This window comes from Streptomyces sp. Je 1-332, assembly GCF_040730185.1.
Lineage (GTDB): Bacteria > Actinomycetota > Actinomycetes > Streptomycetales > Streptomycetaceae > Streptomyces.
This window is the reverse complement of the sequence record NZ_CP160402.1, coordinates 5110925-5133694: the sequence shown is the minus strand read 5'-3', so window position 1 is coordinate 5133694 and position 22770 is coordinate 5110925. Positions and strand designations below refer to the sequence as shown.

Genomic DNA, 22770 nt, shown 5'->3' with positions numbered 1-22770 from the left:
TGGCTTGATACCAGCGATCGTCCCGCCGCTCTGCGAGCCGGTCATGGCGTCCTCACTTCCCCAGGATCGAGCCGAAGTCCGAACCCGAACCGAGAAACATCCCCGCCGCGATCAGGATCATCGTGGCCGGAAGCATGAACACCAGCGTCACCATCGTTGCCTTGGGGATCGTTTTCGCCGCCCTGCGGCGGGAGTTCTGGGCGTCCGTGCGGCGCATGTCCGTTGCCAGTTGGATCAGGGTGTCCGCGATCGGTGAGCCCAGTTCCTCGCCCTGCTGGAGCGCCGAGACGAACTGGGAGACCTGTTCGGAGGCGTTTCTGCGGCGTAGTTCGTCGAAGGCCTGGCGGCGGCTCACTCCCATGTCCATCTGGCGGAGGGTGATGCGGAGTTCGTCCGCCCAGGGGCCCTCGTAGCGTTCCGCCACGCGGTCTAGGGCCTGGCGGAAGCCGAGGCCCGCCGAGACCACCACCGCGAGGACGTCCAGGAAGTCCGGCAGGGTGCGGTCGATGACCTCGCGGCGTTCCCGTATCGCCTGCCAGATCAGTCCGTCCGCCGCCGTCACTCCGAAGGCGAAGGTCAGGAGGCCGAAGAGGGATGAGCCGTTGGTGAGGAAGACCAGGGCCATGACCGTGCCGAAGATGCCGTACACCGCTCTGCGTGCCGCGTAGCGGTCGATCGTCAGGCCTCCGGGGTTGCCTGCCATGTCTATCTTGCGGCGCTTGGCGTCCACGCGTTTCGGGCCCATCAGGCGCAGGACCAGCGGCGCGAAGCGTATGCCGAGGCGGTCCACCGCCGAGCCCGCCGTCGAGACGCGGGTGGCGCCCACCTCCAGGGCGATCGCCAGGTCCGAGGGGAGTTTCGCCTCCGCCCGGTACATGCGGATGCCCTGGCACACCCCCGCCACCGCCAGGCCCATCACGGCCGCCATCGCCAGACCGAACACGTCGACCGCTCCCTACACTTCGATCTTGCCGAGGCGCCTGATCACGAAGAAGCCCACCGCGTACAGGCCGAGTGAGATCAGGATCAGCATCTGGCCCATCGGGGAGCCTGTCACCCTCGCCAGCGCGCCTTCGTTGGAGGAGTTGATGAGGAGCAGCGAGCCGAGGCCCAGGAGTGGGACGGTGAACGCCGTCGCGTGGACCTCCGAGAGCATCGTGCGGACCTCGCGTCGCGTCTCCTTGCGGTCTTCCAGGGTCTGCGTGAGGTTGCGCAGGGAGTTCACCACCGAGCCGCCCGCCTTGTTGGAGAGGACCAGGGTCGTCACGAGGACGATCAGTTCGCGGGACGGGAGGCGCTGCGCCAGTTCGCCCAGCGTGTCGTCGATCGAGCGGCCCAGCGTCAACTGGTCGGCCACCATGGAGAGTTCCTCGCCCGCCGGCGCTTCCAGCTCCTCCGCCGCCATCGCCAGTGAGGTGCGCAGGGCCAGGCCCGCCGCCGTGGCGTTCGCCAGGATGCGGGCCACGTCGGGGAGTTGGTTGATGAACGCCTCAATGCGCTTCTGGCGTTGCCAGTTGAGGAAGACCACCGCACTCCAGACCGCCACCAGGCCCGCGATCGGGCCGAAGAAGGGGGCCAGTGTGGCCGCCGCCATCAGCCAGAGCGCGGCGACGACGGCCACGACGTAGACGAAGAACTCGCCCGTTGTCAGGTCGAGGCCCGTCGCCGAGAGGCGCAGGTGGATGGAGCGGCCCAGGCGGGTACGGCGCAGACGGCGGTCGACCGCGCCGAAGCGCCTGCCGCGGCCCGAGCCGCTCCCGGTGCCGGGGCCGATCGCCAGGCGGTCGACCAGGGCCTGGCGCTGGGCACGGCCGGACGCGTACGCGTGGACTCCCGCGACGGCGAGCGTGCCCGTCAGGATCGTGGCGCCCAGGGCCAGGAGGGCGGCTTGGTTCTCCATCAGCCGATGGCCTCTCTCGTGTTCAGTACGTCGATGGCCTGGGCCACGCCGAAACCGGGCGGCACCGGCTCTCCCGCGACGTACAGCCGCTCGGCGACGGAGCGCGGAAGCGGCAGATGCTCGAAGTAGCCGTGCACGCGGCGGTCCAGGCCGTTGCCGCCCGGCTGGTGCGGCACGAAGCGGGTCGCCGGGGCGATGCGGAACTGTTCGCGGCCGTGCGAGACGAGCAGGACGATCTCGGCGACCTTGCGGGAGCCTTCCGCGTGCCTGGCCAGCTGAACGACCACGTCCACCGCCGAGTTGATCTGGTCCTTCAGCGCCTCGAAGGGGATCTGCACCTCCGACATCGATCCGAGGGTCTGCAGGCGCATCAGGGCGTCCTCCGCCGTGTTCGCGTGGACCGTGGCGAGGGAACCGTCGTGGCCCGTCGACATGGCTTGCAGCATGTCGAGGGTCTCGCCGCCTCGGACCTCGCCGACGATGATGCGGTCGGGGCGCATACGGAGGCTGTTGCGGACCAGGTCGCGGATGGTGATCTGGCCCTTGCCCTCGACGTTCGGGGGCCGGGATTCGAGGCGGATCACGTGGTCCTGCTGGAGTTGCAGTTCGGCCGAGTCCTCGATGGTGATGATGCGTTCGTGGGCGGGGAGGAGGCCGGAGAGGGCGTTGAGGAGCGTCGTCTTTCCGGAGCCCGTTCCGCCGCTGACGATGATGTTGAAGCGGGCCCGTACGAAGGCGGAGAGCAGGAGCAGCATGTGCTCGTCGAGCGAGCCGAGGCCGATCAGCTCGTGCAGCGTGTACGCGCGCGGGAAGCGGCGGATGGTGAGCGTCGCGCCGGTGAGGGCCAGTGGCGGGATGATCACGTTCACGCGCTCGCCGGTGGGCAGGCGCGCGTCGACCATCGGGTTCGACTCGTCGACGCGGCGGTTGACCGTGGAGACGATGCGTTCGATGGTCTGCATGAGCTGGTCGTTCGACGCGAAGCGGAGGGGGAGCTGTTCGACGCGTCCGGCGCGCTCGACGAAGATCGAGTCGGGGCCGTTGACCATGATCTCCGTGATGGAGGCGTCGGCGAGGAGCGGTTCCAGTACGCCGAGTCCCAGGGCCTCGTCCACGACGCGGCGGATGAGCTGGGAGCGCTCCGAGGTCGAGAGGACGGGGCCCTCGCGGCTGATGATGTGGCCCATGACGCGTTCGAGGCGGACGCGGCGGTCCGCCGTGGTGAGGGACGACATCTCGGCGAGGTCGATCTCTTCCAGGAGCTTGGAGCGGTAGACGGCCACGAGGCTGTCGTCGCGGCTGGGGTCGTTTCCCTTGCCGTGGTCGTTCGGGGTCGCTATGCGGTCGCGGAGGCTCATCTGTTCTCTCTCAGCTCCCGTCTTCGTCATCGTCGTTGGGCATGGTCGCCGACTTCGTGACGGACCATCCGTCCACAAAGGGGAGCAGTGTGGGGACTTGGACGGTGACGTCCGCCGTCGTCGTGGCGCCGCCCCCGCTGATGACGACCCCGGCGTCGAGGCTTCCGTCCATCGCCGCGAGGCCCGCCGCCTCGCCGCCCTCACCCTGGGAGGCGACGCGTGCCGCGGCGCGGGCGCCTGATCCCGCCTGATTCACCGCGTAACCGACGAGGCCCAGTTGGATGGCGGCCAGGCCGATGAGGAGCAGGATGGGGAGGAAGCCGGCGAATTCGAGCATGGATACGCCTCGGTCGTCGTCGAGGCGCGTTCTCTTTCGCAGGGGGTGCCGGGTCCGCTCCTGGCTCTGCGGGCGCCGAACGCTTCGGCGTCGGTGGTTCAGCCCGGCCGGCGTTTGCGGGCGGACTCGGCGGAGCCGGTGTCCGGCGGTACGCGGCGCTGCCGGGTTACCCATCGCCGTCCTCGCCCTCCTTCGCCGCGCCCGCCTCCCCGCTCACGCTCCACCCCGCGTCGACCCCGGGGAAGAACAGCGGTACGTCCGCGTCCACGTGGGCCTTCCACACCGTTCCCTCGTCTGTGCAGGCCACCTCCGCGCCCTGCCACGCCGACGGCAGGTGCTCCTTCGCCGCGGCCTCGCATGCCGCCGCGCCGCCCTCCCCCACCGCGTACGCCGCCGTCGCCGCACGCGCGGCCTCGTCCGCCGCGTTGCCCGCCAGGGAGAAGGTGTAGCCGTACAGCGCGCACTGCCACAGGAGGCCCATCACGGCGAGCAGCAGCGGGAACATCCCGGCGAACTCCAGGGTTACGGCGCCCCGGTCGTTCTGGTGTGCGGCTGTGGCCCGCTTGCGGAGCGTCAGCCGTTTGGGCCCGGTGGACGCCGCCTCCGGGTCCACCAGGCCCAGCTCGCCCGCCAGCGCCCACAGCGCCTGCTTCACCGAGGACTTGCTGTCCAGGTCCTGCATCCGACCCGCGTCGACCGCGCCCTGTAGTTCCTTGAAGTTCGCGGGCACGGTGGTGCGGGCCACGCGTGTCCCCGTCACCCTTTCCACCAGGGAGGGCTGGATCTCCGCGCCCTTGCCGTGGCGGTTGACGACGGTGAGCGTCTCCTCCGCCTTGCGGATCTGGAGGCGGTCCCACAGGCGCACCATGCGCTTGGCGGCGCGTACGGAGACGACGTCCGGGGTAACGAGGAGGATCGCCTGGTCGGCGAGTTCGATCGCCGCCGCGCTCGCCCCGGTGACGTACGTACCGCAGTCGACGAGCACGACGTCGTAGCGGCTGCGCAGGGCGCTGAGCGTCTGACGGGCCACCCGGTCGGTGATCTCCTCGCCCCGCTCGCCCTCGCCGGGGGCCAGGAGGAGGCCGATGCCGGTCTCGTGGGTGTAGACGGCGTCCTGGAGGACGCGGGGGGTGATGTCGGTGATCGACGCGAGGTCGGCGATGGAACGGCGGAACTGCACGTCCAGGTACGAGGAGACGTCGCCGGCCTGGAGATCCAGGTCGAGGAGGGCGACGCTGCGGCCGGACGCCTTTGCCGCGAGGGCGAGTTGGACGGTGGCGAGGGTGGTTCCCACGCCTCCCTTGGCCCCGCTGACCGCGACGACGTGGCCGCCGCCCTGGGTCTCCCCCGGCCCGGCGTAGAGCTCTATGCCGGCGCTGCCCAGGTGCCTGCGCATCCCCGCCGACCAGGCGGCCGCCGCGTGCACCCGCTCGGCGAGCGCGTCGTACGCGAGGGGGAAGCCGACGATGCCGCGGGCGCCGGAGTCCATCGCGGCGGTGAGGAGGGCGGGGCTGGTGTCGGCGGTGATGAGGATGACGCCTACCGCGGGGAAGCGGAGTACGAGGTCGCGGATCAGGTCCAGGGCGGGGACGGGGCCGATGCGCTCATGGATGAGGACGACTTCGGGGAGCTCGTCGAGTGACTCCGCGGCGAGTCTTGCCAGGTGGTCGAGCAGGGCGGTGGAGTCTGCGACGGGCAGGGCGGGTTCGGCGTCCGGCAGCTGTCCCGTCAGCGTCGACAGCGCGCGGGCCGCGTCCATGTCCCCCACGGCGGGGAGGATGCGGGTCGTCATACGGCCTCGCCTCCTGGCAGGGGCTGCGGGGCACCTGCGGCCTGGACGTCCCGGCCACTGTCACCCGGCAGTTGGTGCCGCCGCACAGGCATTTCCCGCCCACCCACCCGATTGCCCCACGGGGTGATCGGGAGAGATCCGCCGCGCAGCGGCGGTTCACACGTGCGTCGCCTCATGCGCAGGCCCCCTACTTGTCCTCGTCGAGTGTGTACGTTCGGTCGCCCCGGGGGATGGCGGGTTCCTCGCCCTGGCCGACCAAGGCGAGCCGTACGTGTGTCGCGAACGACTCCGCGTACGCCACGCGCTGCGCGTCCGCCGTGTCCAGGGCGAACGTGATCGGCACCGCTTCCGTCGCCGTACGACGGCTGCTGCGGTCGTCCTGGTCCGGGTCCAGGGCCGTCAGCTTGCCCACGTCGATCACCTTCGCCGACTCGACGATGACCTTCGACTGGTCCTTGGCGTTGTCGGTCTCGGCCTTGAAAGTGGCGTAGATGTTGACCGTCGCGCCGGGCGTGATCTTGCCCGCCACACCCGTCGCCGCGTCGATCATGATGGCGATCTCCTGCTGCCCCGGATCGAGTTCGGGGCGGTCGACGATCATGTCCGTCTGGAGCAGCGACCCCTCCCGCAGCTCCGTCACCGCGATCTTGCCGCGGACCTGGCGCAGATCGGTGACCGCGTTCTCCGAGAGCCAACGCTCCGGCATCTCGACCTTCTCGAACTGGTCCGCGCTCAGCTCCTTGTAGGGGGCGATGTCCCCCTTGAGCTTGTACGCGGCGACCTCGGGCCCCACCTTCGAGTTCACGTCCCGGATCACCGAGAGGACGCCCGCGAACGCGCCGAACGCGGCCAGGACCGAAAGGACCAGCAGGATGACGCCGCGGCGCTGGCGTGAGTTCATGAACCGGACTACCTCGATCGGGTGCGGACGGCTACGGACAGTGAGCGGGGTGGCGCGCGTTCAGTTCGGGGCAGTGCACGACAGGGGCCTGGTCTACGTCGCGCCTCGCGGCAGCGCCCGTACGGGGGAAGCGGAAGCGGAGGCGCGGGCGGCGGGTGCCGGCGCCGCGCGTTCCGGCGGCGGCAGCAACGGCGCGGCGCAGAAGCCGCAGCGGTCGCCGATGAGTTCCAGACCGCACCAGTGGCAGTCGTCGCGGCGGACGGACGACACCAGTTGGTAGAGCACGGAGATGTCGGGGATCGCCGCGGCGAACTCGACGAGCTTGCCCGTCGCCCACCACCGCGCGGACTCCCCCGGCAGGCGCGCCTCCGCCACCCCCTGGGTCCGCCAGGCGGGAGCGAGGGCTTCGGTGACCCAGTCGGACCCCAGTTGCCCGTTGGCGTACAGCATCTTCGTACCGAATCCGGGGCCGGGGAGCATCGCTTCCCCCGTCACTTTGATCAGCTCGGGCCGGGGAGTCGCCAGGACGGCGAACTGGGTGCCCGGCATCCATGACTTCGCGTGGGACTGGAGCGTGACCGGGACGCGGTCCAGCTTCGCCACCGAGCCGAGCAGCGCGCCCGCGTAGATGTAGTGGGAGAGGAGGCGGGCCGCCGAGGCGAGCACGCCGGGGCTGAAGTCGCAGATGGAGAGCTGGCGGAGCTGGAGCGCGAGGACCGCGAGGCCGAGCGGCGGCAGGTCGGGGCGCAGGATGGCGATGCGGTCGCTCTCCAGGACGGAGCGGATCGCGTGCATGCGCTGGACCAGGGCCGGCGGCGCCGACGCGGGGCAGAGGACGATCACATAGCCGTGGTGCTCGATGAGCGTGTGCATCTCGGTGAGCGCCTGGTCGAGGGAGTACGTCCGCGGTGACTGGACGGCACTCTGCAGTACGGCCGCGGACGGGGTGTGCCGGTCGGGCGACGGCAGCACCAGGTCAGGGCCGGTGACGGCTATGGCGGTCGGCATACGCACACCCCCCGGTCTTCGTGCACTTCTGCCTCAGCACCTTATCCAGGTCATCGCCACCTCAACACCCAACTTCCCACTGTTCACGCAGAGGTTGGCCGGACTCGCGGGGCCCGGGTGGTGTGAGAGGCGGCCTCGGAGGTCTCGTCAGAGGTCTCGTCAGAGGTATTGACAACCCGATTGGTCTGGACCAGCTTGTACGACCAAGAACGCCCCCCCACAGGGCCGAGTTCGCCCCGTAGAAACGCTCCGAAAGCCCCAACTCCCCCCACCGGAGGCAGAAGTGGACCACGCACGCGGCAGGACACGCAGGAAGGCAGGGTCCGTCATCGGTCTGACCACGGCACTCGCCCTCGCGCTCACCGGCCTGCTCACCGGCGGCGCCGACAACGCCGACGCCGACACCCGCGCCGTGCCGAAGCACGCGGTGACGGGCTACTGGCAGAACTTCGACAACGGCGCCACGGTCCAGAAGCTGAGCGACGTACAGGACGAGTACGACATCATCGCGGTCTCCTTCGCGGACGCGACCGGCACGCCGGGCGAGCTGGCCTTCAACCTCGACTCGGCCGGGCTCGGCGGGTACACCGTCGACCAGTTCAAGGCCGACATCAAGGCCAAGCAGGCGGCCGGGAAGTCCGTGATCCTCTCGGTCGGCGGCGAGAAGGGCGCGGTGTCCGTCAACGACGGCGCGTCGGCGACCGCCTTCGCCGACTCGGCGTACAAGCTCATGCAGGAGTACGGCTTCGACGGCGTCGACATCGACCTGGAGAACGGGCTCAACTCGACGTACATGTCACAGGCCCTGAAATCCCTTGCCGGGAAGGCGGGTTCGGGGTTCGTTCTGACCATGGCGCCGCAGACGATCGACATGCAGTCGACGTCGAACGAGTACTTCAAGACGGCGCTCGCGGTGAAGGACATCCTCACCGTCGTCAACATGCAGTACTACAACAGCGGTTCGATGCTGGGCTGTGACGGCAAGGTCTACAGCCAGGGCTCGGTCGACTTCCTCACCGCGCTCGCCTGCATCCAGCTGGAGGGCGGCCTCGCCCCGTCCCAGGTCGGCATAGGCGTCCCGGCGTCGGCGAAGGCGGCCGGCGGCGGCTACGTCTCGCCGTCCGTGGTGAACCAGGCCCTCGACTGCCTGGCGAAGGGCACCAGCTGCGGTTCCTTCAAGCCGTCCAAGACGTACCCCGACATCCGGGGTGCGATGACCTGGTCGACGAACTGGGACGCGGCGGACGGCAACGCCTGGTCCAAGGCGGTCGGCCCGCACGTCCACGGGCTGCCGTAGCCGAAACCCGGCGGTCGTATCCCCACACCTGCAGCGCCGCCGCTCCCCCGGCGGCGCTGCGGCATGTACGGCGGGGCGCTAGAAGAAACTGCTCCAGTCCTGGTCCGTGATCTGCTTGACGCACAGGACCAGGAACAGCAGGCCCGCGATCGCCAGCATGCCGTTGCTGAGCCAGCCGTTGCGCCACTCGCTGGGCGTGCGCGAGGAGTTGAGGAGCCAGACCAGGGTGAGCGCGAGGAAGGGCATGAAGGCCGCGCCGAGCACGCCGTAGATGATGATGAGGCGGAACGGCTCGCCCTGGAAGAGGAGAATCATCGGCGGGAACGTGAGCCACAGCAGGTACGCGCGGAACGGCACCGACTTCTCGCGGGCTCCGGACGCCACCTCCGCGCCGGACAGGGCCTTCGAGTCGGCGCCCGCCCGCAGCTTGCGGTAGCGCTCGACGAAGTCCGCGAACATCAGGCTCACGCCGTGCCAGACGCCGATGAGCGAGGTGAAGGACGTGGCGAGGAAGCCGATCAGGAAGAGCTTGGCGGTGGCCCCTCCGTACTCCTTCTCCAGGATGTCGGAGAGCTGCACCAACCCCTTGTCGCCACCGGCGATCGCGACGTTCGCGGAGTGCAGCAGCTCGGCGCCCACGAAGAGCATGGCGACGACGAAGACGCCGGTGGTGATGTACGCGACGCGGTTGTCGAGCCGCATCACCTTCATCCAGCCGGTGTTCGTCCAGCCCTTGGCGTTGACCCAGTAGCCGTACGCGGCAAGGGTGATGGTGCCACCGACGCCGCCGATCAGGCCGAGCGTGTTGAGGATGGAGTCCTTCTCGTCGGGCAGCACCGGCAGCAGGCCCGCGAACGCGTCGCCCAGGTTCGGGGTGACGCGGATGGCGAGATAGACGGTGACGACGAACATGATGCCGACGAGCACCGTCATGACCTTCTCGAAGACGGAGTACTTGTTGAACCAGACGAAGACCAGGCCGACGAGGCCGGTCAGGATCGCCCACCACTTGAGATCCATGACGTCGGGGAAGAGGGCCTGAAGCGGCAGGCCGGACGACGACATGGCCGCCGCCCCGTACACGAAGCCCCAGATCACGACGTAGATCCCGAAGTACCACGACGTCCAGCGCCCGAGGCTCGCCCAGCCGTCGAAGAGGGTGCGGCCGGTCGCCAGGTGCCAGCGTCCGCAGGCCTCGGCGAGCGAGATCTTGACGACGCAGCCGATGACGGCGGCCCAGAGCAGGGTGTAGCCGAAGTTGCTGCCCGCGATGAGCGTGGCGACGAGGTCGCCCGCGCCGACGCCGGTCGCGGCGACGACGATGCCCGGCCCGATGTATTTCCAGCTGGACTTGCGGGGCTGGGGTGCCGCATCTCCCGTGGCAGTGCCACTGCCTGTCGTATCAGCCATGCCGATCAAGAAACCGCATGGCGGCGCGCGGCACAAGGGGTTGGCCGAAGACGACGTCGCGGGCCCGGACGCCCTCACGCGTCCGGGCCCGCGGGGTGTCGCGGTTTCGGGGTGTCGGTGTTGCGAGGTGTCGGTGTTGCGCGAACGGGGCTACACGAACAGGCTCACCACGGCCGCCACCGCGAACCCGGCCAGGGAGAGGACCGACTCCAGGACCGTCCACGTCTTCAGTGTGTCGCGCTCCGAGATGCCGAAGTACTTCGCCACCATCCAGAAGCCGCCGTCGTTGACGTGCGAGGCGAAGATCGAGCCCGCCGAGATCGCCATGATGACCAGGGCGATGAAGGCCTGGGAGTAGTCGCCCTCGGACAGGAGCGGGGCCACGATGCCCGCCGTCGTCACGATCGCCACCGTCGCCGAGCCCTGGGCCACGCGGAGCACCAGGGAGAGCAGGTAGGCGAGGACGATGATCGGCAGGCCCACGTCCTGGAAGGTCTCCGAGAGGGCCCCGGCCACGCCGCTCGCCTTGAGGACCGCGCCGAAGATACCGCCGGCGCCGACCACGAGCAGGATGTTGCCGACCGGCTTGAGGGACGAAGTCGACACCGTCTCGAGGGACTTGCGCGACCAGCCGCGCCGGATGCCGAGCAGGTAGTACGCCATGAGCAGGGCGATCGTCAGGGCCACGAAGGGGCTGCCGAAGAACTCGATGACGCTGCGCAGGGTCGAGGGGTCGAAGGCGATCGACGAGAAGGTCGCGAGGAGGATCAGGAACAGCGGCGTTCCGATGATCGCGAAGACGATGCCCAGCGGCACCGGCTTCTCGCCCGGCTCCACGCCCGCGGCGCGCTGCTCGGCGACGACGGCCGACCTGGCTTCCTCGGCGGCCTCGACCATGTCCTGCGGGACGGGCACGAAGATGCGCTTGCCGATCCAGGCGGAGTAGACCCAGGCCGCGATGACGGCGGGTATGCCGCATATCAGGCCCATCAGGATGACCCAGCCGAGGTCCACGTGGAGCAGACCGGCGGCGGCCACGGGGCCGGGGTGCGGGGGCAGGAACGCGTGGGTCATCGAGAGACCCGCGAGCAGCGGCAGGCAGTAGAGCAGGATCGACTTGCCGCTGCGCTTGGCGGCGGCGTACACGATCGGCGCGAGGACGAAGATGCCGACGTCGAAGAAGACCGGGATGCCGAATATGAGGCCCGTCAGGCCCATCGCGAGGGGGGCGCGCTTCTCGCCGAAGAGGCCCAGGAGGCGGGAGGCGAGGACCTCTGCGCCACCCGACACCTCCAGGATCGCGCCGAGCATCGTGCCGAGGCCGATGATGATCGCCACATGGCCGAGGATGCCGCCCATGCCGGACTCGATGACGGAGACCGCGTCGGACTTCTGGACCGTGCCGAAGAGTTCGGTGACGGAGAGGCCGGCCGAGAGGCCGACGACTATGGAGACCGCGAGCAGCGCCACGAAGGGCTGCAGCCTGACCTTGATGATCAGGAAGAGGAGAAGCACGATGCCGAGCGCGGCGACGGTCAGCAGGCCGGCGGTGCCGTCGATCAGGGTGAGGATTCCGCCGGTGTGCGGTGGGGCCTCGGGGGCGGCGGCCGCGAGCGCGGTGGAGAGGGACGGGGACATCTTTGACCTCGTAAGTGCATGGGGCTTTCGGGGCAGGGGGGATCACGGCGCGGCGCCACCAGGGGAGTTGGCACCGCGCCGTGAAGACGTACGGCTTGCGGGGGTTTGTTCAGTTCAGAAGCGCGGCGCCCGGCTGATCAGCCGAGGACGGCCGGCGCGTCGGTCTCGGCTGATCAGCCGAGGACAGCCAGCGCGTCGATCTCGATGAGCAGACCCTTGGGCAGGCCCACGTAGACCGTGGTGCGGGCCGAGGCGGGGGCCTTGAGGCCCTGCTCCTCGAAGTACGCGTTGTAGATCTCGTTCATCTCGGCGAAGTGGTCCACGTCCGTGAGGTAGACGCGCATCATCATCACGTCGTCCCAGGTCGCGCCGCCCTCTTCGAGGATCGCCTTGACGTTGGCGAAGGTCTGGAGGGTCTGCTCGCGCAGGGTGGGGCCCGCGGGGGTGGGGGCCTTGCCCTCCTCCGCCGGGAGGAAGCCGACCTGACCGGCGACCTGAAGGATGTTGCCCTTCTTCACGCCGTGGGAGAACTTCGCGGGCGGGGTGGTGTGGGTTGCCGGGGTGAGCGCGGTCTTTACGGTGTTCTCGGTCATCGGTCGTTCAGACTTCCTTGAGGGGTGACTTGCCGGAGTACTCCCGGCTGATGGCGTCCGCCGTACGGCGCACCAGCGGGAGCAGCGTGAGGAGTTCGTCGGCGGTGACGACGACGTTCGGCGCTGAGACCGACATGGCGGCGACGACCCGGCCGTCCGCACCGCGGATGGGGGCCCCGATGCAGTTGATGGACTCCTCGTGGCCACCGAGGTCGGTGGCCCATCCCTGTTCGCGCACGGTGCCGAGTTCCTTGAGGAACGCGGCGGCGTTGGGCGTCGAACGGGACGTGTATGTGGGGTAGTCGAGCTTCTCCGCGATGGCGCGGCGCTCGGCCTCGGGAAAGTCGGAGAGCAGCAGCTTGGCGACGGCGGCGACCGTGATCGCCACCGGCTTGCCGATGCGCGAGTACATCCGCACCGGGTAGCGGCTCTCGACCTTGTCGATGTAGAGGACTTCCTGCTCCTCGTAGACCGCGAGGTGCACGGTGTGGCCGCACTTCTCGTTGAGCGCGAGGAGGTGGGGGTGCGCGATCTCGCGTACGTCGAGGTTCTCGACGGCCTCCTGCGCGAGCGCGAAGAGGCGGGCGCCCAGGCGGTAGCGCTGGTCGGACTGGCGGTAGACCAGGCCGTGTTCGTGGAGTGTGCGCAGGAGCCGCAGGGCGGTGGACTTGTGCACCTCGAGACGCTCGGCGACCTGGCCGAGGTCGGCGGGGCCTTCGGCGAGCAGCGGCAGGATGGACAGGGCTCGGTCGACGGTCTGGCTCATGTACGTGCCTCCTCCTTGGCCTCGGTGTTCGCGGCGTCGTTCTCGGGAACGTCTCCGGGGGCGTTTCCGGAGACGTTCCCGGGGGCGTTTCCGGGGACGCCGTCCGTCCAGCCCGGGCCGAGACGAAGTGTCCCCCAGGCCTCGGCGTCCAGTGCGGCGAGACGGTCGGTGTGCGCCCTCGCGGGCGGTGTCGCGAGGTCCCCGGGGACGGTGAGCGCGGCGGCCGCCATGAGGTGCCCGTGGCGCAGGCGCCGCTCGGCGTCCAGTCCGCGCAGGGTCGCGGAGAGGAACCCGGCGGCGAAGGCGTCCCCGGCGCCGACGGGGGCGACGACGTCGACCTTGAGCGCCGGTTGGAAGACGGCGGGCGCACCTTCGGGGAGGTCTTCCGTGTAGACGGTGGCGCCGCCGCTGCCCTGCTTGACGACGAGGGTCGCGGGCTCGGGGAGCACGGCGCGGATGGCGTCGGGGCCGCCGGTGACGCCCCAGGCGTCGGCGGCCTCGTCCTCGCCGACGAAGACGAGGTCGGCGCCGCGGGCGAGGTCGAGCAGGACAGCCGGGCCTTCGCCGGTCCCGGCGCTCCAGAGACCCGGGCGGTAGTTCACGTCGAACGACACGAGCGGCCGGCCGGGGCGGGGCGCGGTCAGGTCGCGCAGGAGGGCGAGGCAGTCCGCGGAGAGGGCCGCGGTGATGCCGGAGAGGTGCAGGATGCGGCCGGCGTCCAGGGCCTCGCGGTCGACGCTGCGCGGTGCCATCGCCGACGCGGCCGATCCCGCGCGGTAGTAGAGGACCTCGTGGGCGTCGGTGTCGCGGTCGTCGGCGGTGCGGAAGTAGATGCCGGTGGGGCGGTGCGGGTCGCGGCCGACGCACCGGGTGTCGACGCCGTAGCGGGCGATGGCCTCGACGAGGTGGTCCCCGAAGCCGTCGGCGCCGACGCGGCTGACCCAGCGGGTGCGGTGGCCGGCCGCGGCGAGCGCGCAGGCGACGTTCGACTCGGCGCCGCCGATTCCGCGATCGAAGGAGGGGACGTCGGCGAGGCGGCCCGCGCGGGAGGGCAGGAACGTGACCATGGACTCGCCGAGCGCGACGACGTCCACTGCCGGCTGTGCGGCCACTGCTGCCTGTGCGGCCACTGCTGCCTGCGTGGCCGCTGCAGCCTGGGCGGCCTCTGCCGCCTGCGTGGCCACTGCCGCCTGTGCGGCCTGTGCGGCGTTTGCGGCCTCTGCGGTCACGATCTTCCTGCCCCTCAACCGACGGTCCGGATCCGTTGACCCGGCGTTGGCTCGGATGTTAGACAGCAGTAAGCGACATACGCAATGACCGTTGCACATAACGCAACGCACCTTTTCGAGGAGGCGCCATGGCCGCCGACAACGCAGCCGACCGCTCCGCCGGACGTTCCGCCCGGGAGCTCGACCGGCTCGCAGATGAGCGGGTCGACCACCGCTTCAAGGGCCTTCCGCCGGACGCGGAGGGCCTGACGGTCGGCGAGCTCGCGGCCCAGCGCAGGAACCTCTTCACTGACGGTTTCACCACCCCCGTCCTCGCACTCTCCGCCGAGCGCCTCGAGCACAACCTCGCGCTGATGGAGACGTACTCCGAGCGGCACGGCCTCGCCTTCGCCCCGCACGGCAAGACGTCCATGGCGCCGCAGCTCTTCGCGCGTCAGCTGGAGCGGGGTGCGTGGGGCATCACCCTCGCCGTGCCGCACCAGGTGCGGGTGGCGCGGGCCTACGGCGTCGAGCGGATCTTCCTCGCCAACGAACTGGTGGACGCGGCGGCGCTGCGCTGGATCGCGGGCGAGCTGGCGGCGGACCCCTCCTTCCGCTTCATCTGCTACGTCGATTCCGTGCCCGGCGTCGCCCTGATGGACGCCGCGCTGCGCGAGGCGGGCGCGACGCGTCCCGTCGACGTCGTGGTGGAGCTCGGCGCGGGTGACGGGGCGCGCACGGGCGTGCGGACCGAGGCCGAGTGCGTCGAGATCGCCAACGCGGTCGCGGCGGCGGACACGCTGCGTCTGGTGGGTGTCGCCGGGTACGAGGGTGAGGTGCCTGACGCGACGCCCGAGCGCGTACGGGACTGGCTGCGCCGCCTCACCGCGCTCGCGGTCGAGTTCGACAAGGCGAACCGGTTCGCCGACCTGGACGAGATCGTCGTCAGCGCGGGTGGCAGCGCGTGGTTCGACGCGGTGGCGGACGTCTTCGCGGAGCTTCCCGAACTGTCGGTGCCCGTGGTGAAGTTGCTCCGCTCCGGGGCGTACGTCTCTCATGACGACGGTCACTACCGCCACCTGACCCCCTTCAACCGCATCCCGGACGAGGGCGCGCTGCACCCGGCGTTCCGGCTCTGGACGCAGGTGGTGTCCCGGCCCACGTCCGAGCAGGCGTTCATCAACGCGGGCAAGCGGGATGCGGCGTACGACCTCGACCTGCCCGAGGCGCAGGTCGTCCACCGTGACGGGGTGGACCGGCCCGCCACGGGGGTCGCGGTGACGGGGCTCTCCGACCAGCACGGGTGGGTCCGTACGGCGCCCGAGGCGGATCTCGCCGTGGGCGACTGGGTGGGGCTCGGTCTCTCCCACCCCTGCACGGCCTTCGACAAGTGGCAGCTGATTCCTCTGGTCGAGGCGGACGGGACGGTCACGGACTACGTCCGTACCTATTTCTGACCCCTGGGTCTTGGGCGGATCCCCTGAACCGCCGCTCCGCGGCGGGTGTCCCCCACCCACCCACGCGACTGCCCCGCAGCCGGGTCCGCGGGCGAAGAGCCTGAACCGCCGCTTCGCGGCGGATGTCTCCCACCCACCCACCCGATTGCCCCGCAGTCGCCGATGGTGGCTCGCCCCCGCCAGGGCCACCCGCACCCGGCGACGAGAGTCGCACGGGTGGTGCGGGTGGGAGACACAACCCGGCCGGAGGCCGGGTGCACCACGTACAGCCCGCAGCAAAGTGACAAGCAGGAGAGGCACCCCCATGGACCTGGTGATCCGGGACGCACGCGTCATCGACGGCACCGGAGGTGCCTCCTACCGAGCCGATGTCGGCGTACACGAGGGGCGGATCACCGAGATCCGCAGGGAAGGTGAGGGCGACGGTCCCCGGCTCGCGGGGGCCAAGACAGTGGACGCCCAAGGCCTGGCACTCGCCCCCGGTTTCATCGACATGCACGCCCACAGCGACCTCGCCCTCCTCCGCGACCCGGACCACAGCGCGAAGGCCGCCCAGGGCGTCACCCTGGAGGTCATCGGCCAGGACGGCCTCAGCTACGCCCCCGTAGACGACCGCACCCTCGCCCAGGTCCGCCAGGCCATCACCGGCTGGAACGGCGACGGCAACGACATCGACTTCGACTGGCGCACCGTCGGCGAGTACCTGGACCGTCTCGACCGGCAGGGCACCGCCGTGAACGCGGCCTACCTCATCCCCCAAGGCACCGTCCGCATGTACGCGGTCGGCTGGGACGACCGCCCGGCCACCGCCGCCGAGGTCGAGCACATGAAGCAGCTCGTCGCCGAGGGCATGGAGCAGGGGGCCGTCGGCATGTCCTCCGGGCTCACCTACACCCCCGGCATGTACGCCGACGACTCCGAACTCACCGAGCTCTGCAAGGTGGTGGCCCAGTTCAACGGTTACTACTGCCCCCACCACCGCAGTTACGGTGCCGGCGCCCTCCAGGCGTACGAGGAGATGGTCAACCTCACCCGCACCGCGAACTGCCCCCTCCACCTCGCGCACGCCACCATGAACTTCGGCGTGAACAAGGGCAAGGCGCCCGACCTGCTCGCGCTCCTCGACGACGCGCTCGCCGGCGGCGCCGACATCACGCTCGACACCTACCCCTACACCCCCGGCTGCACGACTCTCGTCGCCATGCTGCCCAGTTGGGCCAGCGAGGGCGGGCCCGACGCGATCCTCGCCCGGCTCCAGGACGACGAGACCGCCGAGAAGATCCGCCACCACATGGAGGTCATCGGCGCCGACGGCTGTCACGGCGTACCGATCGAGTGGGACAAGATCGAGATCTCCGGTGTGAGCGACCCCGGTCTGGCCTCCTGCGTCGGCAAGACCATCGCTGAGTCGGCTGCCCAGCGCGGCGAGGAGCCCTGGATCACCGGCCGGCGCCTCCTCATCAACGACAAGCTCGGGTCGACGATCCTGCAGCACGTCGGCCACGAGGAGAACGTCCAGGCGATCATGCGCCATCCCGTGCACACGGGTGGCAGCGACGGCATCCTCCAGGGCTTCAAGCCGCACCCGCGCGCGTACGGCACGTTCCCGCAGTACCTCGGCCGCTACGTACGCGAGCTCGGCGTCCTCACCCTGGAGGACTGCGTCGCCCACCTCACCGGCCGCCCGGCGGCCCGCCTGCGCCTGCCCGACCGGGGCCTCGTACGCGAGGGCTACCGCGCCGACCTGGTGCTCTTCGACCCGGAGACGGTCGCGGCGGGCTCCACCTTCGACGCTCCCCGCACCCTGCCGACAGGCATCCCGCACGTCCTGATCGACGGCAAGTTCGTAATGAAGGACGGCCGACGCACGGACATCCTCGCGGGCGGCTCCGTCCGCCGGACGCCGTAGGGGGTTGGGGCCACGGCAGGGCGGCTTTGCTGGGCCGGGGGCGTTGCTGCTTGCCGGGGCCATCCGGTGTCCCGAGGTTGGCGGTTCCGGGCCGGGAGTCAAGGGCGCTCCGCTGCGCTACGCGTCGGCTTCGCCGATTCCGCTGCGCTCCACCCTTGACACCCGCCCCTCCACCACGCGAGGGAAGACGACCGGACGGCCCAAGGGGCGGGACTCTCGACCACTGCCGCCACCTTGTTGGGGTTTCCGTGCCGGGTGCGGACTGGTTCGTCGGGGGTGGCCGGTGGTGGGTGGGGTGCGCGGCCGGCTCGGAGACGGGCGAGGGTCTCGTCAAGCGGCCGCGGACCAGTTCGTCGGGGGCACCCGGCGGCGGGCGGGGTGCGCAGCCGGCTCGGAGACGGGCGAAGGTCTCGTCAAGCGGCCGCGGACCAGTTCGTCGGGGGTGCCCGGTGGTGGGCGGGGTGCGCGGCCGGCTCGGGAACGGGTGAGGGTGTCGTCAAGCGGCCGCGGACCAGTTCGTCGGGGGCACCCGGCGGCGGGCGGGGTGCGCAGCCGGCTCGGAGACGGGCGAAGGTCTCGTCAAGCGGCCGCGGACCAGTTCGTCGGGGGCACCCGGCGGCGGGCGGGGTGCGCGGCCGACTCGGAGACGGGCGAAGGTCTCGTCAAGCGGCCGCGGACCAGTTCGTCGGGGGCACCCGGCGGCGGGCGGGGTGCGCGGCCGACTCGGAGACGGGCGAAGGTCTCGTCAAGCGTCTGCCGACCGGATCTTCCGGGGGGCCGGGACGGGAAGACGGGCGCGAGCCCGTCGGAAACGGGTCCCGGTCTCGTCAAGCGTCTACCGGACGGACCTTCCGGGGTGACCGGGACGGGAAGACGGGCGCGAAACCGTCGGGAAGTGCGCTCGGTCTCGTCAGGCGTCTGCCGACCGGATGTGCGCGGGTGGCCGGGGCTTGGAGACGTGCGCGGGCTCGGTGGAGTGCCAGGTGCAGATAATTCCCGCTCTCCCACATGCGGGGGCGGGGATCGGTGGGACTTTTCTGCACACCGCGTGATCGTGCCGTGGCGCTCTCATGCTCTGGTGCTGTGGCGCACCTACTTGCCAAAGTTGTGTTCTGGAAGTTGGGGGGCGCGCGCGTTGGCCGATGCGCCTTCTCGGAAATAGGTGCCGCACCCCCCCACCAGCCCACGGCGCGCTGCTCGGTGAGTGAACGGGCTCCTCGTCAGCTGCGTGTCACCGTCGTGCCCACGCGTGCCGATGCGTGCCGATGCGTGCCGATGCGGTGCGGGTCTCGGCGAGCCCCTCGTCCCTCCGGGACCCGCCGCTCACCTCGTCCCCTGACGGCCACCCCGGAAGATCCGGCCGGTAGACGCTTGACGAGACCGGGACCCGTTCCCGACGGGCCCGCGCCCGTCTTCCCGTCCCGGTCACCCCGGAAGATCCGGTCGGCAGTCGCTTGACGAGCCCGGGGCCCATTCCCGAACGAGCCGCGCACCCCACCCACCACCGGCCACCCCCAACGAACCAGTCCGCACCCGCTTGACGACACCCTCACCCGTTCCCGAGCCGGCCGCGCACCCCGCCCACCACCGGGCACCCCCGACGAACCAGTCCGCACCCGGCAGGAAAACCGAACAGCCCCCGGCAGTCCCCGAGAGTCCCGCCCCTTGGGCCGTCCGGTCGTCTTCCCTCGCGTGGTGGAGGGGCGGGAGTCAAGGGTGGAGCGCAGCGGAATCGGCGAAGCCGACGCGTAGCGCAGCGGAGCGCCCTTGACTCCCGGCCCGGAACCGCCAACCTCCGGACAACCGGATGACCCCGGCAAGCAGCAACGCCCCCGGCCCAGCAAAGCCACCCTTCGGTGACCCCAGCCCGCCGCTACTTCTTCCTGCCCTTGATGTCGATGTGGGCGTTGAACTTCGCGCCCACGACCGTCACGAACACGTTGCCCTGCCTCCCACGCGTGGCCAACGTGTCTCCGACCTGGCCCTTGCCGAGGGCCTCCTTGTCCTGGATCTCGGTCGAGTAGAGGTTCGTGAACTGGTTGTAGCGCTGCGTGGCCAGCTGGGCGGCCTCCTCCCACTCCTCCTGGAACGTGGCGTACTCGGACTCCGTCATGCCTGAGCCGAAGGTGAAGTTGGGGTTGTTGGCCTGCTCGTAGTGGTGCCTGCACAGGTCAAGGAGCAGGCCGGCGTTGCTCTTCACTCCTACCGCTTTCACCAAGGAGTCGGCCTGCTTCTGGATGGCCGCCTTGCGTTCCGCCACCCGTTCCGCGACCCGCTGTTCCCTCACGTCGTCGTCGAAGGTCTTCTTGGCCGCCGCCAGACCGTTGTTCTTGTCCTCGTAGGTCGCGATACGGACGGAGGCTTCGCGCTTGCGTTGCGGGATCAGGCCCCAGGGGAGGCCGATCGACTCGCTGTACTCCGTGAGCAGTTCGGTCGCTTCCGCCTCGTCATTCGCGTACTCCACGTGACCGATCATCTTGGTCATGGTGCCCCCTTCGCACCCGCCGGCCCGTCCGGCGGGGCGTGCCACGGGCAACGTCTCACCGGCGGTGCCGGGCGTCACCGGGTGGCGTCCCGTCCGGTTGCGGGACCCGGGACCCGGGACTCGGGACTCGGGACTCGGGAGTCGGGAGTCGGCAAACGGAATCCGCGCCCCCCCGACGCACACCCCCCTCGTACAACCCTTCGATCCCCTTGGCTGTCTATGGCACCGTCCAGCACAGCTCCAAGGAGTGAACCTTCATGCCCCTGCCCTTCCGTACCGTCGTCGCCACCGCGGCCGTCACCGCGCTGACCGGCGGTCTGCTCGTCGTTGGTCCAGTGGCGTCGGCTGCCGCCGCTCCCGCCAAGCTCGCCGACGACTTCAATGGCGACGGGCACCGGGACCTCGCGATCGGCGCTCCGTACAAGACCGTCGGCGGGGCGCAGGCCGCGGGTGAGGTGGTCGTGGCTCTCGGGTCGGCCGACGGCCTGACCACCAAGAAGGTCTCTCTCACGCAGAGCTCCGCGGGAGTACCGGGTACGCCGGAAGACAGTGACCACTTCGGGATCTCGATGGCCAGCGGCGATCTCGACGGTGATGGATTCGCGGACCTCGTCGTGGGCGCCGACGGCGAGGATGTGGAGGCCGTTGAGGGCCAGGGCAGCGTCACCATCCTGTGGGGCGGCACCAAGCCGTTCACCAGCAGCACCACGACCACTGTGGAGAATCCGGAGCAGTGGCAGTACCACGGCTGGGACGTCGCGGTGGGGGACTTCACCGGCGACAGCGGCGCGGACCTCGCGGTGATCGAGCCGGGCGCGGTCGTTGTCTACGAGGGCGGCATGGCCCGGGGCAGCAAGCCGGTCCCTGCTCACACCCTGACGTCATCCAGTGCGGGCCTGCGGTTCTCGGAGGCGGCCGTGGGCGACGTCAACGGGGACGGCAAGGACGACCTGGCGGTAACCGGCGATCCCGGCACCGGACGTCCGGGCACCGCCGTCTTCACGGGCCAGGAGGGCCGCCCGAACCGCATCCAGCGCGTGGAGGACGGAGACACCGCCGTCACTCTCGGCGACATCAACGGCGACGGCTACGACGACATGGCGACCTCTCTGACCTGGCCCGGCTCCTTCTCCATCGACGACCCCAGCAACGGCTCCGGCTATGTCACCGTCCGCTACGGCAGCCGGACGGGCTTCGGCGAGCCGATGACCCTGCACCAGAACAGCACCGGTGTGCCCGGCGTCAACGAGGACGGCGACAACTGGGGTGCCTCGGTGGCGATCGGTGACATCACCGGCGACGGCAAGGCCGAACTGGTGGTCGGCGCCAACGGCGAACAGCTCGGCGACCTGGACAACGCCGGTGACGTGACCGTGTTCCGCGGAACCGCCTCCGGTGTCTCGCAGTCCGGAGTCGTGCGCATCTCCCAGGACACCGCCGGAGTTCCGGGCGCCGCGGAGGCCGGGGACCTCTTCGGTGCACGGGTCCGGATCGCCGACTACGACAAGAACGGCAAGGGCGACCTGGCGGTGACAGCCTCCTTCGAGAACAACCGCAGCGGTGGCCTGTGGACCCTGCCGGGTACGTCGTCCGGTCTCACCGGCTCCGGTTCCCAGTCCCTCAGCTCGGCCGAGTTCGGCCTCGCGGCCGGCTCGCGCTTCGGCGAGGCCATGCAGGACTGACGGCGAACGGCCCCCGCCCCGTCGGTGGGACGGAGACGGGGGCCACGTACGTCGGAAGGCGCGAAGCCGCTACCCCCGCCTCGCCGCCGGACGCGGCAGCTTGCAGCCCTTGCGGGTGAGGTCGATCTTGCTGTCGTGTCCGACGCAGGGCACGATCCCGTACGTCTGCTGTGCGTAGTTGATGCCGTGCCGGACCGTCACGTTGCCCTTCCGGTCCACCTCGCACGGGTTGTTGAGGGTGCAGCGCTCGCCGTCCTCGTTCCCCGTGTTGTTGACGGCGGTGACCTTGCCGGTCTTGTGGTCGATCACCGGTGAGCCGGACGTGCCGCCGATGGTCTGGCACTCGGGGGTGTAGCGGACGGAGTCCTTCCAGGTCCACTCCCCCTCCTTGAGGCGGTACGCGAACCCGTCGATCTTGCAGGTGTACGTCTCTTTCCAGTACCCGGAGACGACGGTGACCGCCCGCTTCCTGACCGGGTGGTCGTCCTCGATCTCCAGCGCCTTGATGCCGTACTTCTTCTTGATGTCGGCGTAGCTGGTGGTGAGTTGGTAGAGCGAGATGTCGGTGTCGGTCATCGTCGCGTACGAGAGTTTGCTCGCCGTGAGCGTCGCCTTCTCCGCGCCCTTCGCGTCCAGGAGCTCGAAGGTGCGGGTGGACGGCTGGTCGACGATGACCTCGCCCGCCGCCGGGAACCCGGTCTCCAGGCAGTGGCCGTTGGAGAGGACGAGGGCGGGGTCGTCCGCCTTCGACTGCGGCATCCGGACGACGGAGCCCGAGCAGTTGCTGAGCGCGACGGTGCCCGCGAAGTCGACGCCCTTCTTCGCGGCCTCCCCAGCCGCGGCCTCCCCGACCGCCGGCTTCGACGGTGCGCTGTCCGGAACCGCGATCGCGGGAGCGGAGCCGAACCCTACGAGGGTGAGGGCGAGTAACCCGCCCGCGAGAGCCTTCTTCATGTGTGGAGCCCCCCTTGTAGCTGCATGTGGCTGTGCCGTGCCCTGTGTTGTTGTCATGGGCATTCTTCGGGGGGC

General features: G+C 70.2%; 18 protein-coding genes. 4 read left to right on the top strand and 14 right to left on the bottom strand.

Annotated elements, in window-relative coordinates; all coding sequences use genetic code 11:
- Positions 1 to 52 precede the first annotated feature (52 nt).
- The 7 genes from ABXJ52_RS23450 to ABXJ52_RS23420 form a co-directional block, all read right to left on the bottom strand.
- Positions 53 to 928, bottom strand: coding sequence for a DUF5936 domain-containing protein (locus ABXJ52_RS23450; protein ID WP_367049205.1), 876 nt, complete (start codon positions 926 to 928; stop codon positions 53 to 55).
- A gap of 27 nt (positions 929 to 955) precedes the next feature.
- Complete coding sequence (locus ABXJ52_RS23445) at positions 956 to 1900, bottom strand: type II secretion system F family protein (protein WP_367044640.1); 945 nt, start codon at positions 1898 to 1900, stop codon at positions 956 to 958.
- Positions 1900 to 3258: a CpaF family protein gene (locus ABXJ52_RS23440; RefSeq protein WP_367044639.1), complete on the bottom strand. Its 1359-nt coding sequence runs from the start codon at positions 3256 to 3258 to the stop codon at positions 1900 to 1902. The genes ABXJ52_RS23445 and ABXJ52_RS23440 overlap by 1 nt, the downstream gene beginning before the upstream one ends.
- Positions 3259 to 3268: 10 nt before the next feature.
- A complete protein-coding gene (locus ABXJ52_RS23435; protein WP_367044638.1) occupies positions 3269 to 3595 on the bottom strand; it encodes a TadE/TadG family type IV pilus assembly protein in 327 nt (108 codons plus the stop codon).
- Between the two features lie 166 nt (positions 3596 to 3761).
- A complete protein-coding gene (locus tag ABXJ52_RS23430) occupies positions 3762 to 5387 on the bottom strand; it encodes an AAA family ATPase (RefSeq protein ID WP_367044637.1) in 1626 nt (541 codons plus the stop codon).
- Between the two features lie 187 nt (positions 5388 to 5574).
- Complete coding sequence (gene cpaB / locus ABXJ52_RS23425) at positions 5575 to 6288, bottom strand: Flp pilus assembly protein CpaB (RefSeq protein WP_367044636.1); 714 nt, start codon at positions 6286 to 6288, stop codon at positions 5575 to 5577.
- A gap of 93 nt (positions 6289 to 6381) precedes the next feature.
- Positions 6382 to 7296 (bottom strand): hypothetical protein, encoded by a 915-nt coding sequence (locus ABXJ52_RS23420; RefSeq protein ID WP_367044635.1) that lies wholly within the window; start codon positions 7294 to 7296, stop codon positions 6382 to 6384.
- Between the two features lie 283 nt (positions 7297 to 7579).
- On the opposite strand from ABXJ52_RS23420, the gene ABXJ52_RS23415 reads away from it, so the two are divergent.
- Positions 7580 to 8593, top strand: a complete 1014-nt coding sequence (locus ABXJ52_RS23415; protein WP_367044634.1) for a chitinase — start codon at positions 7580 to 7582, stop codon at positions 8591 to 8593.
- 78 nt (positions 8594 to 8671) lie between these two features.
- On the opposite strand, the gene ABXJ52_RS23410 is transcribed toward ABXJ52_RS23415, so the two are convergent.
- The 5 genes from ABXJ52_RS23410 to ABXJ52_RS23390 all read right to left on the bottom strand — a co-directional run bounded on the left by ABXJ52_RS23410 (position 8672) and on the right by ABXJ52_RS23390 (position 14130).
- Positions 8672 to 10003, bottom strand: a complete 1332-nt coding sequence (locus ABXJ52_RS23410) for an Nramp family divalent metal transporter (protein WP_367044632.1) — start codon at positions 10001 to 10003, stop codon at positions 8672 to 8674.
- A 150-nt stretch (positions 10004 to 10153) separates the two neighbouring features.
- Positions 10154 to 11641, bottom strand: a complete 1488-nt coding sequence (locus ABXJ52_RS23405) for a gluconate:H+ symporter (RefSeq protein ID WP_367044631.1) — start codon at positions 11639 to 11641, stop codon at positions 10154 to 10156.
- A 173-nt stretch (positions 11642 to 11814) separates the two neighbouring features.
- Positions 11815 to 12234, bottom strand: a complete 420-nt coding sequence (locus ABXJ52_RS23400) for a RidA family protein (protein WP_361181956.1) — start codon at positions 12232 to 12234, stop codon at positions 11815 to 11817.
- 7 nt (positions 12235 to 12241) lie between these two features.
- Complete coding sequence (locus tag ABXJ52_RS23395; protein WP_367044629.1) at positions 12242 to 13000, bottom strand: IclR family transcriptional regulator; 759 nt, start codon at positions 12998 to 13000, stop codon at positions 12242 to 12244.
- The gene (locus ABXJ52_RS23390) at positions 12997 to 14130 is read right to left on the bottom strand and encodes a sugar kinase (RefSeq protein WP_367049204.1); all 1134 of its coding nucleotides are present in this window, start codon (positions 14128 to 14130) and stop codon (positions 12997 to 12999) included. The genes ABXJ52_RS23395 and ABXJ52_RS23390 overlap by 4 nt, the downstream gene beginning before the upstream one ends.
- Before the next feature lie 227 nt (positions 14131 to 14357).
- Between ABXJ52_RS23390 and ABXJ52_RS23385 the strand changes: the two genes are divergently transcribed.
- Together ABXJ52_RS23385 and ABXJ52_RS23380 are read left to right on the top strand one after the other, a co-directional pair.
- The gene (locus ABXJ52_RS23385; RefSeq protein ID WP_367044627.1) at positions 14358 to 15665 is read left to right on the top strand and encodes an amino acid deaminase; all 1308 of its coding nucleotides are present in this window, start codon (positions 14358 to 14360) and stop codon (positions 15663 to 15665) included.
- A gap of 304 nt (positions 15666 to 15969) precedes the next feature.
- Positions 15970 to 17574: a D-aminoacylase gene (locus ABXJ52_RS23380; RefSeq protein ID WP_367044625.1), complete on the top strand. Its 1605-nt coding sequence runs from the start codon at positions 15970 to 15972 to the stop codon at positions 17572 to 17574.
- A 1873-nt stretch (positions 17575 to 19447) separates the two neighbouring features.
- Here ABXJ52_RS23380 and ABXJ52_RS23375 read toward each other — a convergent pair.
- Positions 19448 to 20059, bottom strand: coding sequence for a hypothetical protein (locus ABXJ52_RS23375; RefSeq protein WP_367044623.1), 612 nt, complete (start codon positions 20057 to 20059; stop codon positions 19448 to 19450).
- Between the two features lie 257 nt (positions 20060 to 20316).
- Here ABXJ52_RS23375 and ABXJ52_RS23370 point away from each other — a divergent pair, with 257 nt between their 5' ends.
- Entirely contained in the window at positions 20317 to 21741 is a 1425-nt protein-coding gene (locus tag ABXJ52_RS23370) for an FG-GAP-like repeat-containing protein (RefSeq protein ID WP_367044621.1), read from the top strand.
- A 69-nt stretch (positions 21742 to 21810) separates the two neighbouring features.
- On the opposite strand, the gene ABXJ52_RS23365 is transcribed toward ABXJ52_RS23370, so the two are convergent.
- Positions 21811 to 22695: a trypsin-like peptidase domain-containing protein gene (locus tag ABXJ52_RS23365; protein ID WP_367044620.1), complete on the bottom strand. Its 885-nt coding sequence runs from the start codon at positions 22693 to 22695 to the stop codon at positions 21811 to 21813.
- Between the last annotated feature and the right edge of the window lie 75 nt (positions 22696 to 22770).

Excerpts from the sequence above, each read along its gene's own strand:
- ABXJ52_RS23385 (WP_367044627.1), top strand. The coding sequence starts at position 14,358 with ATGGCCGCCGACAACGCAGCCGACCGCTCCGCCGGACGTTCCGCCCGG.
- ABXJ52_RS23430 (WP_367044637.1), bottom strand. The coding sequence starts at position 5,387 with ATGACGACCCGCATCCTCCCCGCCGTGGGGGACATGGACGCGGCCCGC.
- ABXJ52_RS23450 (WP_367049205.1), bottom strand. The coding sequence starts at position 928 with ATGGCGGCCGTGATGGGCCTGGCGGTGGCGGGGGTGTGCCAGGGCATC.
- ABXJ52_RS23405 (WP_367044631.1), bottom strand. The coding sequence starts at position 11,641 with ATGTCCCCGTCCCTCTCCACCGCGCTCGCGGCCGCCGCCCCCGAGGCC.
- ABXJ52_RS23370 (WP_367044621.1), top strand. The coding sequence starts at position 20,317 with ATGCCCCTGCCCTTCCGTACCGTCGTCGCCACCGCGGCCGTCACCGCG.
- ABXJ52_RS23435 (WP_367044638.1), bottom strand. The coding sequence starts at position 3,595 with ATGCTCGAATTCGCCGGCTTCCTCCCCATCCTGCTCCTCATCGGCCTG.
- ABXJ52_RS23440 (WP_367044639.1), bottom strand. The coding sequence starts at position 3,258 with ATGAGCCTCCGCGACCGCATAGCGACCCCGAACGACCACGGCAAGGGA.
- cpaB (WP_367044636.1), bottom strand. The coding sequence starts at position 6,288 with ATGAACTCACGCCAGCGCCGCGGCGTCATCCTGCTGGTCCTTTCGGTC.
- ABXJ52_RS23380 (WP_367044625.1), top strand. The coding sequence starts at position 15,970 with ATGGACCTGGTGATCCGGGACGCACGCGTCATCGACGGCACCGGAGGT.
- ABXJ52_RS23420 (WP_367044635.1), bottom strand. The coding sequence starts at position 7,296 with ATGCCGACCGCCATAGCCGTCACCGGCCCTGACCTGGTGCTGCCGTCG.
- ABXJ52_RS23410 (WP_367044632.1), bottom strand. The coding sequence starts at position 10,003 with ATGGCTGATACGACAGGCAGTGGCACTGCCACGGGAGATGCGGCACCC.
- ABXJ52_RS23445 (WP_367044640.1), bottom strand. The coding sequence starts at position 1,900 with ATGGAGAACCAAGCCGCCCTCCTGGCCCTGGGCGCCACGATCCTGACG.
- ABXJ52_RS23375 (WP_367044623.1), bottom strand. The coding sequence starts at position 20,059 with ATGACCAAGATGATCGGTCACGTGGAGTACGCGAATGACGAGGCGGAA.
- ABXJ52_RS23395 (WP_367044629.1), bottom strand. The coding sequence starts at position 13,000 with ATGAGCCAGACCGTCGACCGAGCCCTGTCCATCCTGCCGCTGCTCGCC.
- ABXJ52_RS23365 (WP_367044620.1), bottom strand. The coding sequence starts at position 22,695 with ATGAAGAAGGCTCTCGCGGGCGGGTTACTCGCCCTCACCCTCGTAGGG.
- ABXJ52_RS23400 (WP_361181956.1), bottom strand. The coding sequence starts at position 12,234 with ATGACCGAGAACACCGTAAAGACCGCGCTCACCCCGGCAACCCACACC.